The organism is Amycolatopsis sp. NBRC 101858, assembly GCF_030269325.1.
Classification (GTDB): domain Bacteria; phylum Actinomycetota; class Actinomycetes; order Mycobacteriales; family Pseudonocardiaceae; genus Amycolatopsis; species Amycolatopsis ponsaeliensis.
The window spans coordinates 1725635-1742825 of record NZ_BSTD01000001.1; the positions used below are offsets into that span (position 1 = coordinate 1725635).

Here is a 17191-nt window from a genome sequence, read left to right on the forward strand (position 1 = left end):
CGCCAACTCCTCGGCTCGGTTCGTTGAAAACATCATCGCCCACCCCGCAGGCACGAGTCAACGAATTAACGCACGAGCCCCGTGCGATAGGCGTAGACCACTGCCTGCACGCGATCGCGCAGATCCAGCTTCGTCAGGATGCGCGACACGTACGTCTTGACGGTCTCCTGGCTGAGCACCAGCTCCGCGGCGATCTCGCTGTTGGACAGCCCGTCGGCGATCAGCCGCAGCACCTCGAGTTCCCTTGGTGCCAAAGCGATCTCGCCGGACGCGGCCGGGCGGATCCGCGCCGCGTACTTGCCGACCAGCCGGCGCGTGACCTCCGGGTCCAGCAGCGCGGCGCCGGTCGCGACGGTCCGGATCCCGTGCAGCAGCTGCGCCGGCGGCGCGTCCTTGAGCAGGAACCCGCTGGCTCCCGCGCGCAACGCCTCGTACACGTATTCGTCGAGGTTGAACGTCGTCACCACGAGCACCCGGACCGGCCGCTCGACCCCCGCGCCGGCGAGCAGGCGGGTCGCCTCGATGCCGTCCAGCACCGGCATCCGGACGTCCATCACGACGACGTCGGGCCGCAGCGAACCGGCGAGGTCGACCGCGGCGCGCCCGTCCCCGCACTCGGCGACGACCTCGAGGTCGGGCTGGGCGTCGATGATCGTCGCGAACCCGGTGCGGATCAGCGCTTGGTCGTCGCAGACGAGAACCTTGATCACGCCGGCCTTCCTGAAGGGATCCGGGCCCGGACGACGAAGCCGCCGTCACGGCCACCCGAGGTGAACTCACCGCCGAGAGCGTCGACGCGGGCGCGGAGCCCGGCCAGCCCTCGCCCGCTCCCCCCGACGGACACGCCCGCGGGGGCGCCCCCGTTTTCCACGCTACCGGACGGCACCGACAGTTTCGGGGCGTCGGTGGCCACCTCGACGAAGATGTCCCCATCACCGCGCCGCACCCGGACCTCGGTGCGGCAGCCGTGCGCGTACTTGAGCGCGTTCGTCAGCGCCTCCTGCACGACGCGGTAGGCCGCGGCCTCGGCCGCTTCGTCCGCCGGCTCGCCGTCCTCGGTGAACTCGACCGGCTGGCCCGCGCGCCGCGTCTGCTCGACGAGCGTCAGCAGCGAACCGGCAGTCGGCGTCCGCGAACCGCTGCCGTAGTCGGGGTTGAGCAGGTCCAGCAGCTGCCGCAGGTCCGCGATGGCCAGCCGGCCGGTGTCGGTGATCGCGGTCAGCGCCTGGTCGAGCCGTTCCGGCGCGGCGGTCAGGTAGCGCGCCGCCTCGGTCTGCACGACCATCGCCGTCACGTGGTGGGTGACGACGTCGTGGAGCTCGCGGGCGATGCGTGTCCGCTCGGTGGTGCGGGTGCTTTCGGCGACGAACCGGCGTTCCCGGGCTTCCGCGGCGCGGGACTGCCGCAGCCAGGCGCCGATGCCCCAGGCGAGGGCCAGTGCCAGGTAGAACGTGACGAAGCCGGTCACGCCCTCGGTCGACCCGTGCCGGGCGAGCGCGATCGCCAGCGGGACGTACGCCGCGGACGCGACGGCCACGGTCGTCCACCGGAAGCGGTCGAGGTGGGCGGCCGCGCTCAGCAGCGCGATCGGCAGCGCGGAGCCGGAAACCGTGTGGTAGCCCCAAAGCTGGTCGGCGGCGAAGCCGAGCGACACGAGCGCGAGGCACCCGGCAGGCCACCGCCGGCGCACGGCCAGCGGCAGGCACTCGACGGCGACCACCACGATGGCCAGTGCGTCCATGGGCCGGGTCGGCAGGTCGCCGACCTGGGTCCCGTAGCCGCCCAGCGCCGGGATCAGCGCCAGGCCGGCGAGCAGCAGCGCGAACGCGAGGTCGCGGACCGTGACGTCGAGCCGCCGCCAGTGGTCGATCACGGGAGGACAGTAGCGGTCGCGGCGGCGCGTCCCCGGCGCGGCACGATGTGGCCGCGGCGGCGGGCCAGCCGCATGAACAAGACCGTCGTGATGACGCCGGCCAGCAGCGAGTAGAGGCTCGCCTCGGGTCCGAACTCGCCACCGCTGAGCGCGGCCGGGCCGGAGATGACGCCGTGCAGCAGCCCCTGGGGCGCGTCGGTGCCGGAGACCTGGGTGCCGAAGAGCCCGCCCTCGGCGAAGTTCCACGCGAAGTGCAGCCCGATCGGCACCCAGAGGGTCCGGGTGGCGGCGTAGGCGGCGGCGAGCATGCCCCCGGCTTCGACGGCGATGGCGAGGGCGCCCCAGAGGGTGGCGTGGGCGTTGAAGAGGTGCAAAAGCCCGAAGAGCAGTCCGGTCGACGTGAGCGCCAGCCAGGTACCGATGCGTCCTTCGACGATCCGGAAGAGGATGCCCCGGATGAGGAGTTCTTCGGTGACGGCGGCGGCCGCGCTGAACCCGAAGAGCGCGATCGCGCCGGCGAGGGAGCCCCAGCCGAGCACTTCGTAGCCACCGACCAGGGCGATGTTCGCGATGACCGCGGCGAACAACCCGCCGCCGATGAGCAGCCCGCGCCCGAGAGCGGCGTTGTTCTTGGCGAGCTCGTCCGGGACGCGGTGTTCGGTCTTCCGCACGATCCACCGGTAGGTGAGCACGGCCAGGGTCGCGGTGGCGAGCCCGAGGATCAGGGTGAGCGGGGCGTTCCACCCCACGGCGTTGACGGCCAGACTGCCGGCAAGGGCAACGGCGGCCACGGCCACGAGCTGCAAGAACAGTCGCACGACGACTCCTTAGCGAGAACCCGCGGCGGGAGCGCCGCGGCCAGGGAGAACGCTAGGGATTCGGCGGCTCCGAAACGTCCCCGCGGGGTGGACAGTTCCGAGTAGCTCGCAAGGGGGACAGGCACCCTGTCCATGCTCATGGAGTCGGGGCACAAACCGCTTGGACGACCATCCCACCGACCGGCGTGACCGTGAAGGCGCCCAGCACAGTCCGAAGGTCCGGAGAGACGTAGAGGCCACGGACGAACGCTTCACCCGAGTCCGTCAGGGATCCGCCGACTCCCGCACCGTAGACGCTGGTCCCGGCCGGGCACGTGACGGCAGCTGTAGCGGTGTTGACAACCTCGCTCACAACCTGGACGCCGGGGATCGGGTCAGCGCATATCGCGGTGGTGGTCAGCTTCCAGTTACCGCCGAAACCGCGGGCGGTGTGCGCCGTCGAGCGGGTGATGTCGAGCGGACCGGAGGCCCGGACCAGCTGCACACCGACCGGCACGTGTTCGCCCGTGTAGACCGTCGTGGTCCCCGCACTCACGATCCGCTGCTCGGCGGCGCAGCGGTACGACAGGGATTTGAAAGCCGCAGGCTGATCGTCGGTGCTGTGCTGGTACATGCCCGAGTTGGCAGGCAGGCCTTTTCCGGCAGCGCAAATCGCGTATGCCTGCAGAGACCAGGCACCGGAGAACGCCGGATCAGTCTTCCGTGCCCAGACGTCGTAGTAGTCGAGTTTCGGCGGGTTGGGACCCTGACGGATCGGCTCCACGCCGGTCAACATCACCTTGCCGGATCCTTGATCACTGGCCCATCCACCGCCTCCGACCAGGCGCGTCCCTGACGGGCAGTACGCCACGGCGTTCTTGGGAGAGTCTTGGTTCGTGGCTGTTGACGGACCCGCGATCCGCTGCAGGGACGGTGGCACTGCCGACGCCGAGTCGCCGACGAACAGCTGCGGCACCGCCTGAGCGGCGAAGGTCGCGACAGAAACGGCGATCAGCCATCCGGTAATCTTGATCTTCATCAGTTCTCCCTTTCCTGGCGATACGATCATCAAGATCCGTCGATGAACGCCGTGTCCCTGGCGCACTGCCTGCACTCTTCGACCACAGCCGCGTAGTCGAATTCCCGCGAGGACAAGCCGATCTCGAGGATTTCGAGCCGAGCCCCGGCCGATTGGGCCCGGCTGACGTGCTCGTCGACGTTGTGGGATTTCACCAGCTGGGTCGTGATCGTCGTCGTGAGCGAACAGATCATCGCCACCGCGCACAGCAATCGCCAGGCAGGGGAAGACAACCCGAATGTCACCGTCAGCCAGTCGGCGACGGGCTTCCCACCCAGGGCGGGCCGCTGTGAGTGCGGCGGCAAGGGTTCCCGTGACGACCGTGAGCGTGAGACACCTACGCCGGCGCGCGACGGTTCGCGTCAAATACCGGTCCAGGTTTCCGCGCTTGGCGCGGATCCACGAAACGATCTCCGCCCGGGATTCTTCACCACCGGAGACCCGCAGTTCGGCCAGCGACACAGCACTGGATCCGCGGAGGGTTGGCCGATGAGCGAATCACTCACCGAAGCGGAACTGCGGCTGCTCATGGAAGTCGTCGAAGCGGGCCGGCGGGACGAGCCGACCGCCGGGCTGCCTTGGGCGGTGCTCGATCGGCTGGCGGTGCTCGTCCCCGTCGAGGCCATCTCGTGCCCCGAGTTCGACCTCCCGCGCGGGCGCCCGATGCTCGACCAGTGGTGGGAGGGCGGCGTCCGGACACTCACGATCGGCGACGAAGACGGCGTCGACGCGCCGGAGTACTGGGAATCGCTGCGGCAGTTCGAACCCTGCACCTACCCCGAACGGACCGGTGACCTGCACACCCCGGTCCGCTGGTCCGACTTCTACACCCGGGCCCAGCTGCGCGACACCGCGCACTACGCCGACTACCGCCGGACCGAAGGGTTCGAACACGGGCTCCACCTGGCCTTCCCCGCTCCGCCCGGCGTCGTCCGCCGGGTCTCCTTGTGGCGCGGCCCCGGGCGGGACTTCTCCGAGCGCGACCGGCTGGTCCTCGAGCTCCTGCGCCCGCACCTGTGGGAGATCCGCGGACGCCGGCCGGGCCTGCCGAAGCTCACCCGCCGCGAACAGGAGGTGCTGCGGCTCGTCGACGCGGGCTTGGGCAACCCCGAGATCGCCCGCGAGCTGGTCGTCTCGGTGGCCACGGTGCGCAAGCACCTGGAGCACATCTACGACCGCACCGGCGTGCGCACCCGCGGTGCGGCCGCCGCACTGATGCGGCATTCCTGACCCGCACCGTCCGGTTGGGACGACCGGTCAGGGGCGGCCCTTTGGGGGATTTCCTTCGCAACCCTAAGCGTTAATCTGGGCGCATGATCAAGCGCACGGTCCTGGATGCCTCCCGCGAACTCCTCCGCGAACTCGGCCTCACCACGGTGTTCGGCAACCCCGGCACCACCGAGGTCCCGTTCCTCACCGACTGGCCCGACGACTTCCACTACATCCTCGGCCTGCAGGAGTCCGCCGTCGTGGCGATGGCCGACGCCTACGCCCAAGCCACCCGGCAAGCCGCCATCGTCAACCTGCACTCCGCCGGCGGCGTCGGGCACGGGCTCGGCAGCCTCTACACCGCCTACCGCAACCGAACCCCGCTGATCGTCCTCGCCGGACAGCAAAGCCGCTCGCTCCTGCCGCACGATCCCTTCCTCGGCGCCATGGACGCCCCCGAGTTCCCCAAGCCCTACGTCAAGTGGTCCATCGAACCCGCCACCGCCGAAGACGTCCCCGCCGCGCTCTCCCGCGCCTACCACGTCGCGACGCAGGCGCCGTCCGGGCCGGTCTTCGTCTCCGTCCCGGCCGACGACTGGACCGCCACCACCGAACGCCCCGCCATTTCCCGGCCCCGCATCCGCGGCTTCGCGCCGGACCCCGAAGCCGTCGCCGAACTCGCCGCCGCGCTCGAAGCCGCCGAACGGCCCGCCATCGTCGTCGGCGGCGCCGTCGACCAGGACGGTGCCGTCACCGAAACCGTCGCCCTCGCCGAACGCCTCAACGCGGCCGTCTGGGTCGCGCCGATGTCCTTCCGCTGTTCCTTCCCGGAAAACCACCCGCTGTTCCAGGGTTTCCTCGACCCCGAGCGCGGCACCATCTCCGACAAGCTCGCGGCGCACGACCTCGTCGTCGTGCTCGGCGCGCCCGCCTTCACCTACCACGTCGACCGCGGGCGCGGGGAAGCTCCGCTGCCGCCGCTGTTCATCGTCAGCGACGACGAGCACCTCCTCGCGCGCGCCTACGAAGGCACCGGCATCCGCACCACCCCGAAGCTCGGCGTCCGCGCCCTGCTCGACGTCGTCGGCCAGAGCACCCGGCCCGCGCCGGCCCCGCTCCAGCGGCCCGCGAAGCCCAGCGGCGACAAGCTCACCGCCGATTTCGTCTTCTCGACGCTCGCGGATCTGTTGCCGGACAACGCGATCGTCGTCGAGGAAGCCCCGAGCCACCGCGGTGTCATGCACGACCACCTGCCGATCACGCAGACGGACACCGGGTTCCTGACGATCGCCAGCGGCACGCTCGGCTACGGCTTCCCGGGCACCGTCGGCGCGGCGCTCGGTTCCCCGGACCGCAAGGTGATCGGCGTCATCGGCGACGGCTCCAGCATGTACGGCATCCAGGCACTGTGGACGGCCGCGCGGCAGGACCTGCCCGTGACGATCCTGATCATGGACAACAGCGAGTACGCGGCCGTCCGCATCTTCGGCGACTCGATCGGCAGCGAGAAGCTGCCGAGCACGGAACTGGGTGGCATCGACTTCGCGGCGCTGGCGGCGAGCATGGGCTGCCAGGGCGTGACGATCACCGAGCCGGCCGGCCTGGTCCCGGGGCTGACCGCCGCACTGGACGACAAGCGCCCGACGCTGGTGCACATCCGCGTCACCTCGTCGGAAGAATCGCCCTACTGACAAGCAAAAACGCCCGCCGACCACAGCAGGTGCGAAACCTGCTGCGGCCGGCGGGCGTTCAGTTCAGTGCGTGGTTCGGATCAGGTGGTCGCCTGCGGAGCGATCATCGCCGCGGCGTCGACCTTGGTCGTGATCGCGCCCATCTGCAGCATCAGGTCCGGCACCCGCTGCAGGCGCCGGGCGTCCAGCGTGGCACCGAAGCTGGGCAGGCTGAGCAGCTTGGCCGTGGCTTCGTCGATCTTCGCGTACTTGACCAGCAGCGGCTCGATCTTGGACCGGTCCTTGTTCGTTTCGCTGGTGGCCTTCTGCAGCGCGCGCTGGAAAGCCGCGAGGGTCTTCGGGTTCTCCTTGACCCACTTCGAGGACGCGCCGTAGCCCGAAAGCGGGAACTCCTGCGTGGCGCCGGAGTTGACGTCGATCACCGGGATCGCGCCCGCGGTCTTGGCCGCCTGCGAGAGGAACGGCTCGGGCAGCAGCGCCGCGTCGACCTGACCCTGCGCCAGCGCCGCCGCGGTGTTCGGGAACGGGATCGGGACCCAGTTCACCTTGTCGATCGGGACGCCGTGGTCCTTCATCAGCGACTTGGCCAGCAGGTCGCTCGCCGTGTTCTTGGCGGTCATCGCGATCCGCTTGCCGGCGAGGTCGTTGATCGTCTTCACGGGCGAGTTCGGCGTCGTGACGATCGCGATGGACTTCGGGGCGATCGAGGTCGCGTCCGCGACGAGCTGGAGGTCGGCCGCACCCGTGCTCTTCGCGACGAAGAACGGCATGTAGCTCGAGATCGCGATGTCGGTTTCCCCGGAAACCGTCTTCGTCATCGCCGCCTGGCCGCTCGCGGCCACGACGGTTTCCACGTCGAGACCTTCGGCCTTGAAGTAGCCGCCGTCCTGAGCGAGCCACAGCGGAGCGGTGTCGACAGTGGGCAAGATCGCGACCTTGATCTTGGTCTTCTCCAGGCCACCCCCGCTCGACGAGGCGTTCGAGTCGTCCGAGCCGAGCGCGCTGCAGCCGGTGAGGGCAGTGGCGGCCGCGACGGTGAGGGCGAGCCCGAGCGCGGCGCGGCGAGTGCGAACCCGGCCACTGCTCATGGCGTTTCCAAGCAAGGCCTGCTCCTAGTTCAACAAAAGTGCGGTTCGTGAACCGAATCCGATGGAAGTGCGTGACTCGATCTCCGGAGTCACGCGGGTCACTGTAGAGAAGGTGACCGGTTGCTCACAACGGGTGCGATCAACACCTGAGAGAGTGAGACGCGTCACTCTTTCGGCCTCTGGCCTAGCCCCATTGCTCCACTCGCCGTAGCTGTTCACCCAGCGTAGGACCCGGATCTGGAATATGAGATGTCAAAACCTGACCCGACTGGACTAGTCCCGCCGGACGAGACCTACTGGACGTACGACACAGCACTCGTCCACGGCGAGGGAAATGACTCGCCGGCGAGGCGACGGCAGCCGGCGATTGCTCCGCAAATGGGCGCGATCGCACCCGTGACCGTTCGATCCGGAGCCGCCAAGGGGGCTCGAACCCCTGACCTTCTGTTTACAAGACAGATGCTCTACCAGCTGAGCTATAGCGGCCTGGCGCCCGAAGCGCCGAAGCCAGTGTATCGGGCCCCCGTCAAGATCCTCTCGAGAGGCACGATCCCCAGCTCCAGGCCACTATGGAGCGACGTGGCGCACGCCACTGCAACAGTGGACACACCCCGGTCGATGTGCCGGGAGAGAGAGAAGAGCGAGGAGGTGGATCTTGAAGATCAACGAGCGCACCAACGGGGGCACCACGACCAGATGGCCCCTCCTCGAACCTCCGCGGCAGAAGCCGAGAACCCACCGCCCCAACCTCCTCAAGCGCCGCCCCTGGCACGTCCTCGAGGCACCCACCGGTGAGTTCCCCGCCATCGACGCCGACGAGGCCATGGGGCCGCAGCTGCCCGACGAGGCCACCGTCAACTTCGTGCTCGACCTCTCCCTGCGCATCGGCGAGGTCCAGATGGCCAGCGGCGCCGGCGCCTCCGACGTCACCGCGACGATCATCGCCATCGCCGCCGCCCTCGGGTTGCCGCACTGCGAGGTCGACGTCATCTTCACCTCGATCACCGTCACCTGCCACCGGGGCAGTGACCTCTCGCCCGTCACCGCGCTGCGCGTCGTGCGGAGCCGGAGCCTCGACTACACCCGGCTGACCGAGACCGAGAAGCTCATCCGGCAGATCGTGCGCGGCAACGTGGGCGCCGAGCAGGCGCAGACCGAGCTCGAGCGGATCACGCAGGCGCCGCACCCCTACCCCCGCTGGGTCGCGACGCTGTCCTGGGGCGGGGTCGCCGCCTTCATCACCATCCTGCTCGGCGGTGGCCTCGACATCGCGCTCGTCGCGTTCGTCATCAGTGGTGTCATCGACCGGATCGGCAGGCTCGTCAACCGCTACGGGCTGCCCTTCTTCTTCCAGCAGGTCATCGGCGGGCTGGTCGCGACGCTGTCGGCGATGGCCATCGTCAGCAGCAACCTCCTGACCACGAACAAACCGACGCTCGTCGTCGCCGCCGCGGTCACCGTGCTGCTGTCCGGCCTCTCGACCGTCTCCGCGGTGCAGGACGCCATCACCGGCTACAACGTCACCGCCGCCGGCCGCACCATGGAGACCGCGCTGATGTCGGCCGGCCTGATCGCCGGGGTCGTGCTGGCCCTGCGGATCGCCGTCATGCTCGGCCTGCCGCGGACGCCGCTGCCCGAAGTCAGCGGGTCGACGCCGCAGCAGCTGCCGCTGGTCGTGCTCGGCGGGGCCGGCGCCTCCGCCTGCTTCGCGCTCGCCAGCTACTCCAAGATGCGGGCCATGCTGGTCGCCGCGGCCGCCGGGGCCATCGGCGCCGCGGTCTACGGCGGCCTCATGCTCGCGCAGCTCGACGGCGTCAGCTCGTCCGCGATCGCCGCGACGCTCGTCGGGTTCTGCGGTGGCGTGCTCGCGCGGCGACTCGGCGTTACTCCACTGGTGGTCGCCGTGTCCGGGATCACTCCGCTGCTTCCGGGCCTTTCGACCTACCGTGGTCTGTATCAGATCGGGGTCGAGCCCAGTGGCGACATCTCGACGCTCATGACGGCCGTCGCGATCGGGCTTGCGCTGGCAGCGGGCGTGGTACTCGGCGAATGGCTCGCCCAGCCGGTACGGACCGGTCTGGGCAGGCTCGAGCGGCGGTTCGCCGGACCACGCATGGCTGGTCCGCTCGAAGCAGCTGATCGACGCTTGGAGTAACCCAACGGTCACCGGCTGTTCATCGCTCACGCGATAGGGTTTCACTCTGGGGCCGCGACCCAGGACGCGAGGAGCAGCAGACGTGACTGAACAGGAGAACGGGAACCAAGCCGACTTCGTCGTGGTGGCGAACCGGCTACCGGTCGACCTCGAACGCAGCAGTGACGGCGAGCGCCGCTGGACGGCCAGCCCGGGCGGGCTCGTGTCCGCTCTGGAGCCGTTCCTGCGGTCGCGCAAAGGTGCCTGGGTCGGCTGGCCCGGCATCCCCGACGTCGACGTGGACGAGTTCGACGACGACGGTCTCGTGCTGCACCCCGTCTCCCTGAGCGCCGACGAGGTCCGCGACTACTACGAGGGCTTCTCCAACGCCACGCTCTGGCCGCTCTACCACGACGTCGTCGAGCGCCCGGTGTTCGACCGCGTGTGGTGGAACAGCTACGTCAAGGTGAACCGCCGCTTCGCCCAGGCCAGCGCCGAGGTCGCCGCCCAGGGCGCGACCGTCTGGATCCAGGACTACCAGCTCCAGCTGGTGCCGGCGATGCTGCGCGAGCTGAGACCGGACCTGCGCATCGGGTTCTTCCTGCACATCCCCTTCCCGCCGGTCGAGCTGTTCATGCAGATGCCGTGGCGCGCCGCGATCATCCGCGGTCTCACCGGCGCGGACCTCGTCGGCTTCCACCGCCCCGGCGGGGCGCAGAACTTCCTCTGGCTGTGCCGCCAGCTGATCGGCCTCGAGTCGACGCGCGGCGCGGTCGGTGTCCGGTCGCGGCCGGGCACCATGCAGGTCGGCGACCGGACCGTCCGGGTCGGCGCCTTCCCCATCTCCATCGACGCCGCCGGGCTCGACACCCTCGCCCGCACCAAGGGCGTCCAGGAACGGGCCGCGCAGCTGCGGCGCGACCTCGGCAACCCCAAGACGGTCCTGCTGGGCGTCGACCGCCTCGACTACACCAAGGGCATCGATCTCCGCCTGCAGGCGCTGCACGAGCTGCTGCACGAGGGCAGGCTGCAGCCGGACGACGTCACGTTCGTCCAGCTCGCCACCCCGAGCCGCGAGCGCGTCGAGCACTACCAGCGGATGCGCGGCGAGATCGAGCAGATGGTCGGGCGGATCAACGGCGAGTTCTCCCGCGTCGGCCACCCGGTCGTGCACTACCTGCACCAATCGGTCGACCGCACCGAGCTGGCCGGCTTCTTCTCCGCCGCGGACGTCATGGTCGTGACGCCGCTGCGTGACGGCATGAACCTCGTGTGCAAGGAGTACGTCGCCGCCCGGCACGACCTCGGCGGCGCGCTGGTGCTGTCGGAGTTCGCCGGTGCCGCCGCCGAGCTCTCTAGCGCATTCCTCGTGAACCCCCACGACCTGGACGGGGTGAAGGACGCGTTGGTAGCTGCCATTACGCTCGACCCGGCTGAGGGCCGTCGCCGGATGCGCGCCATGCGTCGCCAGGTCCTCACTCATGACGTCGATCGATGGGCGCGCTCGTTCCTGCAAGCTCTGGGTGCCGAAGCGGTCGACTGATTGGTCCCGACCACGCACGAGCTCCTGAGGAGGAGTGTTGACTGCCGAGGCCCTGCCCGCCGAGTTGCGGCGCGCGATCGTCCAGATCGCCCGTACTCCGCGTCTGCTGGTCGCCTGCGATTACGACGGCACGCTGGCACCCATCACGCTCAACCCGGACGAGGCGCGCCCGCTGCCCGAGTCCGTCGGGGCCCTCAGATCGCTCGCCGGTCTGCACGAGACCACCACGGCGGTCATCTCCGGCCGCGCCCTGCGTGACCTCGCGACGCTCTCGCGGCTGCCCTCGGAGGTGAACCTCGTCGGCAGCCACGGCTCGGAGTTCGACATCGGCTTCATCCACGCGCTCGACGAGAAGGCGCGTGAGCTGCACCGGCGCCTGGAGTCCGAGCTCGAACAACTCGTGCTGGACGTCCCGGGCGTGTCCCTGGAGGTCAAGCCGGCGAGCATCGCGGTGCACGTGCGCCGCGCCGAGCACGAGGCCGGCCGCCGCGTGCTCGCGGCCGTCCACTCCGGACCGTCCACATGGGACGGCGTGTCGACCACCGACGGCAAGGAGGTGGTCGAGCTCGCGGTCGTCCAGACGGACAAGGGCCGCGCGCTCGACATCCTGCGCCACCAGGTCGGCGCCACCGCGGCGATCTTCCTCGGCGACGACGTCACCGACGAGAAGGCCTTCGCCCGCCTGTCCGGCCCGGACCTGGGCATCAAGGTCGGCGACGGCGAAACGCTCGCCGGGTTCCGCGTGCCCGACACCGTCGACGTCGCGCTGGTCCTCGGCTTCCTGCTGGAGGAGCGGCGAAACTGGCTCTACGGCGAGTCGGCCCCGCCCATCGAGCGGCTGTCGATGCTGGCCAACGAGCGTTCGGTCGCACTGCTGACGCCGGACGCCAAGCTGACCTGGCTCTGCCACCCCGGCCCGGACGCGCCCGCGGTGTTCGCGGACCTGCTCGGCGGCGAGGGGGCCGGCCACTTCTCCATCAAGCCGCACCGCAACGGCCTCCCGCTCGGCCAGCGCTACCTGCCGAACACGATGACGGTCGAGACGCGCTGGTCGCGCCTGCTCGTCACCGACTACCTCGAGCCGGAGAGCCCGCAGCACCGGACGGACCTGGTCCGCGTGATCTCGGGCGAGGCGGTGGCGAGCGTGAAGTTCGCACCGCGCCCCGAGTTCGGCGGGGTGCCGGTGAAGCTGGAGATCACCGAGGGCGGCCTGCGGGTGCTCGGCACGTCGGAGCCGTTCGTGCTCTACTCGCCGGGCGTCGAGTGGACCCTCACCTCCGACGGCCTCCACGACACCGCGACGGCGCTCGTCCAGCCGACGCCGACCCAGCCGGTCGTGCTGGAACTGCGTTGCGGCACCACCGACCTCGGTGACCACGAACTGTCCGAAGTGGAGCGCCGCGACCGCGCGGGCCGCTACTGGAGCGAGTGGACGTCGAAGCTGCAGCTGCCGAAGGTGCAGACCGACCTCGTGCTGCGCTCGGCGCTGACCCTGCGCGGCCTGGTCAACACCGACACCGGTGGCGTGCTCGCCGCGGCGACGTCGTCGCTGCCGGAGGAGATCGGCGGCGTCCGCAACTGGGACTACCGCTACTGCTGGATCCGCGACGCCGCGATGACCGTGCGGGAGCTCGCGCATCTCGGCTCGCTCGACGAAGCCGAGGGCTACCTCAAGTGGCTGCACGGCGTGCTCGCCACGCTGGCCGGCCCCGAGCGGCTCCACCCGCTGTACACGCTCGCCGGGGGTGTCATCGGCGCCGAAGCCGTGATCGAGTCGCTGCCCGGTTATGCCGGTTCTCGCCCGGTCCGGGTCGGCAACCTGGCGAACCACCAGGTGCAGCTGGACGTCTTCGGCCCGGTCGTCGAGCTGGTCGGCACCCTCGCCACCGCGCGCGGCGACCTGCGTGACGAGGACTGGCAGATGGTCCGCGCCATGGCGGAAGCCGTCACGCGGCGCTGGAACGAGCCCGACCACGGGATCTGGGAGGAGCGGCACGTGCCGCGCCACCGGGTCTACTCCCGCGTCATGTGCTGGGTGACCATCGACCGCGCGATCAAGCTCGGCGAGCAGTACGGCCGGGGCGTCCCGGGCGCGTGGCCGGCCCTGCGCGACGAGATCAAGGACGACGTCCTCGAGCACGGCTGGAACGACGAGGTCCAGGCCTTCACCACGGCCTACGACGGCACGGACCTCGACGCGGCGTCCCTGTTCGTCGGGCTCACCGGCCTGATCGACCCGGCCGACGAGCGCTTCCAGCAGACGGTGACCGCGATCGAGGCGGAGCTGCGCAGTGGGTCCACTGTGTACCGTTACCGCCGCGACGACGGCCTCCCGGGTGGCGAGGGCGGTTTCCACATCTGCGCGGCGTGGCTGATCGAGGCGTACCTGCTCACCGGGCGGCGCACCGAGGCCCAGGAGCTGTTCGACCAGATCGTCGCGGCCGCCGGCCCGACGGGGCTGCTGCCCGAGCAGTACGACCCCATCGCGGAGCGGTCCCTCGGCAATCACCCGCAGGCTTATTCGCACATCGGGCTGATCCGGTGCGCCAACTTGCTGGCGGCCGGCTAGCCCTTTCGGTCCGAACTGCCGTCAAGGCCACCTGGTGGGCGGGTAACGCCCGTAAGGTGGCCTTGACGGCATTCGGAGGTGGTGGATGCAGGGGACGTTCGGTCAGGTCGAGTTCGTGCCGCTGCCACCCCGGTTCGCCGAGCGGGTGCGCTGGGGCTCGGTCGTCGTCGGCTGCTCGATGATCGCCGGGATGGTGCTGCTGTTCGGGCTCACGACGTTCCTGCAGGGCATCGTCCACGGCCACGCCTTCCCGGACGCGCTGGTCGGCAAGGCCGCGACGGTGCTGCCGCCGCTGGGCGTGCTGGCGATCGCGGTGCTGGTGCTCTCGTCCCGCCGCTGCCTGCGCGGTGACTACCTGGTGGTCGCGATCGCCGCGTCGGCCCGCAACGCGCTCGTGTTCACGTACGTGCTGACGCTCGTGCTGATCCTCGGGTCGTTCGCGGTGCCCATCGTGTTCCGGGTGTGGCACGACAGCCCCCAGTTCCGGGCGCCGGACCTGCTCACGACGTTCTCGACGCTCGCCTTCGCCACCGTGGGGTTCCTGGCGGGGATGTTCTACGTGCGGCCGTCGATGCAGACGCTCCGGAAGTTCAGCGACCACCCCATCTGGTGAGCCACCCGGCGGCCTGACCGTCCACAGTGGAGTATTCCGTCCTCGGCACCCGCTGCGCCAACATGCACAGATTTCTTTGCATAATTTCCTTTGCACGGCTATCTTGGGGTCATGACCAGCGCTCCACCACCGGAAGAGCTCGACCCGGACGCCCTCAAGGCCGTCACGCACCCGCTGCGCCGCCGGATACTCGGCGTGTTGTCGGCCGGGCCGGCGACGGCCACGAAGCTCGCCCAAGCCCTGGGCGAGAACACCGGCGCGACCAGCTACCACCTGCGGGAGCTGGCCCGGTTCGGGTTCGTCGAGGACGTCCCGGAGCTCGCGCGGGGCAAGGAACGGTGGTGGCGGACGCGGCCGCGGGACATCCGCTGGCCGCGCCGCAGCGAGCAGAGCGCCGAATCCCAGGTGCTGTTCGACGACATGCAGCGGCAGGGGTTCGAGGACGACCTCGAAAAGCTCAACCGGTTCGCGGAAAAGCGTGAGGAGCTGCCCGGCGACTGGCCGGACGCACTGCTCTACGCGCGCGGCGGCACCTGGCTCACCTCCGAGGAACTGCTCCAGTTCTGGAACGACTACATGGAGCTGTTCCGCCGGTACTGGCGATCCGAGGACGACCGGTCACCGGAAGCGCGGCGCGTGCTCGTGCGCCTGCTCGCGTTCCCGGAACCAGGGGAATGACCATGACAGGGGAATCCACATGCGAAGAGGGGCTCTACTACTGGCCGGGGTGATCCTGGCCGTCACGGCGGGGGCGCCACCGGCTTCGGCGGCGGACAGCTCGGACGTGACGTTCACGAACGGCCGGGTGACCTTGCACGGCACCGTCGTCGCACCCCCCGGCGGCACGAAGCTGCCGGGCCTGGTGATGATCCACGGCTCGGGGGCGCACACTCGCGAGGAGTTCCGCGAACAAGCGGAAGCCTTTGCCCGGCAAGGCATCGCGACACTCATCTACGACAAGCGCACCGAAGACTACTCACTGCTCGAGCGCTCCTACTCGACACTCGCGGACGACGCGCTGGCGGCGGTCGAGGTCCTGCGCGCGCGGCCGGACGTCGATCCGGCGAGGGTCGGCGTCTGGGGGGTGAGCGAGGGCGGCTGGGTCGCGCCACTGGCGGCGTCGAAGTCACCCGACCACGTCGCCTTCGTCGTGACCGTCGGCGCCAACGGCGTCGAGCCGGCGCGACAGCAGGCGTGGGCGATCGAAAACCAGTTGCGGCGCTTGGGAATGGACGGCTCGATGGTGAAGATGGCGTCGTCGACGCTGATGCGTCAGCTCGTCGACAGCGAAGTGTTCCCGGAGGCGCACCACGACTCGGTGGCGGTGCTGAAGAGCGTGCGTCAGCCGGTACTCGGGTTGTGGGGCGCGGAGGATGTCCTGACGCCGCCGGGTGAAGCCGTCCGGATCTTCCGGGATTCGGTGGCGCACTACACGTTGCGGGTCTTCCCGGACGCGCAGCACCAGCTGCGTCGCACGACGGACGGCTACGACAAGCTGCCCGGGTACGCACCCGGGTACCTGGAGCTGGTGGGCACGTGGGTGAACCACCCGCCCGTCGCGTCGAGCGCCGACGCGCCGCCCGCGCAGGACCGGCAGAGCTTCGAGCTGACCCCGTTGAGCTGGTACGAGTCGACCTGGCTCCACCTCGCGGTACTGGTGTTCCTCCTGCTGGCGTTCGCGTTCTACCCGCTGTTCCGGCGGGGCCCGTCGTCGAGGGCGGCACGCTGGCTGAGCGCGACCGGACTCCTGGCCGTGCTGGGCTTCCTGGTCGTGGCCGTGCTGATCCAGGTCACCCTGGGCAGGCAGCTGGGCCCGGTGGTCCTGGGGCGTCCGCTGCCGTGGCTGGCGGTCCAGCTGCTGGCACTGGGCGCGGTGGCCGCCGCCATCGGCACGGCGGTGGCGTGGTGGCGGCACCGCACCCCGCGGCTGGGCGTACTGCTCGCCGGCGGCGTGGTGTTCGTCCCCTGGGCGGTTTATTGGGGACTGCTGGGGATCTAGGCGGAGTAGCCCTTCGGCGGGATCAGCGTCGCGAGCTGGTCGAAGCTGAGCCAGTAGAGCTGGTTCCCGCCGAAGCTCGCCGGATCCGCGATCTTGACGGTCCGGTCGGAGCTGTCGTACCCGATCACGGTGAAGTAGTGGTAGATGGTGTAGTTCGGGTAGCCCGGCGGGTGGTTGTTCGCGGGCGCGACGATGTTGGCGACGATCGCGTAGCCGTTGTTGATGTCCAGCACGATGTCGTTCCAGAGCAGGTCCCGCTGGGCCTGCGTCGGCGGGTCGTTCGGCATCTCCTTGGTCTCGTACCAGGAGGTGCCGAGATCGCCGTTGAGGACGCCGGTGACCTGGCCGACCCAGTCGGTGCCGTTGGTGGTGGTGCCGAGTTGAGAGGCGAGCGTGCCCTGGCTGGGCAGGTTCCCGGTCCGCGCGGACAGGGCGATCCGCGTGGCGGCGGGGCCGCACCAGTAGCCGGTTTCCTGCACTTGGTACTGGATGTTGAGCACGGCTTCGGTGGTGGCTTGGGCAATGGCGGGCAGGCCGACCAGCCCGAGGGCGGCGACGAGCGTGACGAATCCCAGCCGGAATCTGCACATGGCGATC

15 protein-coding genes and 1 tRNA gene are annotated in these 17191 nt (G+C 69.9%); 8 read left to right on the plus strand and 8 right to left on the minus strand.

Going from position 1 to position 17191, the window contains the following annotated elements; all coding sequences use genetic code 11:
- Positions 1-65: 65 nt before the first annotated feature.
- From QSK39_RS08285 to QSK39_RS08305, 5 genes are all read right to left on the minus strand, one after another.
- On the minus strand, positions 66-710 hold the full coding sequence (locus tag QSK39_RS08285) for a response regulator (protein ID WP_285477032.1): 645 nt from the start codon (positions 708-710) through the stop codon (positions 66-68).
- On the minus strand, positions 707-1873 hold the full coding sequence (locus QSK39_RS08290) for a sensor histidine kinase (protein ID WP_285477033.1): 1167 nt from the start codon (positions 1871-1873) through the stop codon (positions 707-709). Before QSK39_RS08290 ends, QSK39_RS08285 begins: the two co-directional genes overlap by 4 nt.
- A complete protein-coding gene (locus QSK39_RS08295) occupies positions 1870-2691 on the minus strand; it encodes a CPBP family intramembrane glutamic endopeptidase (RefSeq protein ID WP_285477034.1) in 822 nt (273 codons plus the stop codon). The genes QSK39_RS08290 and QSK39_RS08295 overlap by 4 nt, the downstream gene beginning before the upstream one ends.
- A 136-nt stretch (positions 2692-2827) precedes the next feature.
- Positions 2828-3709 carry a hypothetical protein gene (locus tag QSK39_RS08300; RefSeq protein ID WP_285477035.1) on the minus strand — a complete coding sequence of 294 codons (882 nt, stop codon included), beginning with the start codon at positions 3707-3709 and terminating at the stop codon, positions 2828-2830.
- A gap of 29 nt (positions 3710-3738) precedes the next feature.
- Positions 3739-3981, minus strand: coding sequence for a hypothetical protein (locus QSK39_RS08305; protein ID WP_285477036.1), 243 nt, complete (start codon positions 3979-3981; stop codon positions 3739-3741).
- A gap of 256 nt (positions 3982-4237) precedes the next feature.
- Here QSK39_RS08305 and QSK39_RS08310 point away from each other — a divergent pair, with 256 nt between their 5' ends.
- Together QSK39_RS08310 and mdlC are read left to right on the plus strand one after the other, a co-directional pair.
- Positions 4238-4978: a helix-turn-helix transcriptional regulator gene (locus QSK39_RS08310; RefSeq protein ID WP_285477037.1), complete on the plus strand. Its 741-nt coding sequence runs from the start codon at positions 4238-4240 to the stop codon at positions 4976-4978.
- 83 nt (positions 4979-5061) lie between these two features.
- Positions 5062-6648, plus strand: coding sequence for a benzoylformate decarboxylase (mdlC, locus tag QSK39_RS08315; protein WP_285477038.1), 1587 nt, complete (start codon positions 5062-5064; stop codon positions 6646-6648).
- Positions 6649-6728: 80 nt separating this feature from the next.
- Here mdlC and QSK39_RS08320 read toward each other — a convergent pair whose 3' ends face one another.
- Positions 6729-7736: an ABC transporter substrate-binding protein gene (locus QSK39_RS08320; protein ID WP_285477039.1), complete on the minus strand. Its 1008-nt coding sequence runs from the start codon at positions 7734-7736 to the stop codon at positions 6729-6731.
- Positions 7737-8149: 413 nt separating this feature from the next.
- A tRNA-Thr gene (locus QSK39_RS08325) sits at positions 8150-8222 on the minus strand.
- Between the two features lie 169 nt (positions 8223-8391).
- On the opposite strand from QSK39_RS08325, the gene QSK39_RS08330 reads away from it, so the two are divergent.
- The 6 genes from QSK39_RS08330 (at position 8392) to QSK39_RS08355 (ending at position 16594) form a co-directional block, all read left to right on the plus strand.
- Entirely contained in the window at positions 8392-9891 is a 1500-nt protein-coding gene (locus tag QSK39_RS08330) for a threonine/serine exporter family protein (protein WP_285477040.1), read from the plus strand.
- Positions 9892-9973: 82 nt separating this feature from the next.
- Positions 9974-11413 carry an alpha,alpha-trehalose-phosphate synthase (UDP-forming) gene (locus QSK39_RS08335; RefSeq protein WP_285477041.1) on the plus strand — a complete coding sequence of 480 codons (1440 nt, stop codon included), beginning with the start codon at positions 9974-9976 and terminating at the stop codon, positions 11411-11413.
- Positions 11414-11450: 37 nt separating this feature from the next.
- Positions 11451-13982 (plus strand): trehalose-phosphatase, encoded by a 2532-nt coding sequence (otsB, locus tag QSK39_RS08340; protein ID WP_502873250.1) that lies wholly within the window; start codon positions 11451-11453, stop codon positions 13980-13982.
- An 85-nt stretch (positions 13983-14067) separates the two neighbouring features.
- On the plus strand, positions 14068-14595 hold the full coding sequence (locus QSK39_RS08345) for a hypothetical protein (protein WP_285477043.1): 528 nt from the start codon (positions 14068-14070) through the stop codon (positions 14593-14595).
- Between the two features lie 111 nt (positions 14596-14706).
- Positions 14707-15273 (plus strand): ArsR/SmtB family transcription factor, encoded by a 567-nt coding sequence (locus QSK39_RS08350; RefSeq protein WP_285477044.1) that lies wholly within the window; start codon positions 14707-14709, stop codon positions 15271-15273.
- Positions 15274-15292: 19 nt separating this feature from the next.
- Positions 15293-16594, plus strand: a complete 1302-nt coding sequence (locus tag QSK39_RS08355) for an alpha/beta hydrolase family protein (RefSeq protein ID WP_285477045.1) — start codon at positions 15293-15295, stop codon at positions 16592-16594.
- On the opposite strand, the gene QSK39_RS08360 is transcribed toward QSK39_RS08355, so the two are convergent.
- Positions 16591-17184, minus strand: a complete 594-nt coding sequence (locus tag QSK39_RS08360; RefSeq protein ID WP_285477046.1) for a C39 family peptidase — start codon at positions 17182-17184, stop codon at positions 16591-16593. The genes QSK39_RS08355 and QSK39_RS08360 overlap by 4 nt on opposite strands.
- Positions 17185-17191 lie beyond the last annotated feature (7 nt).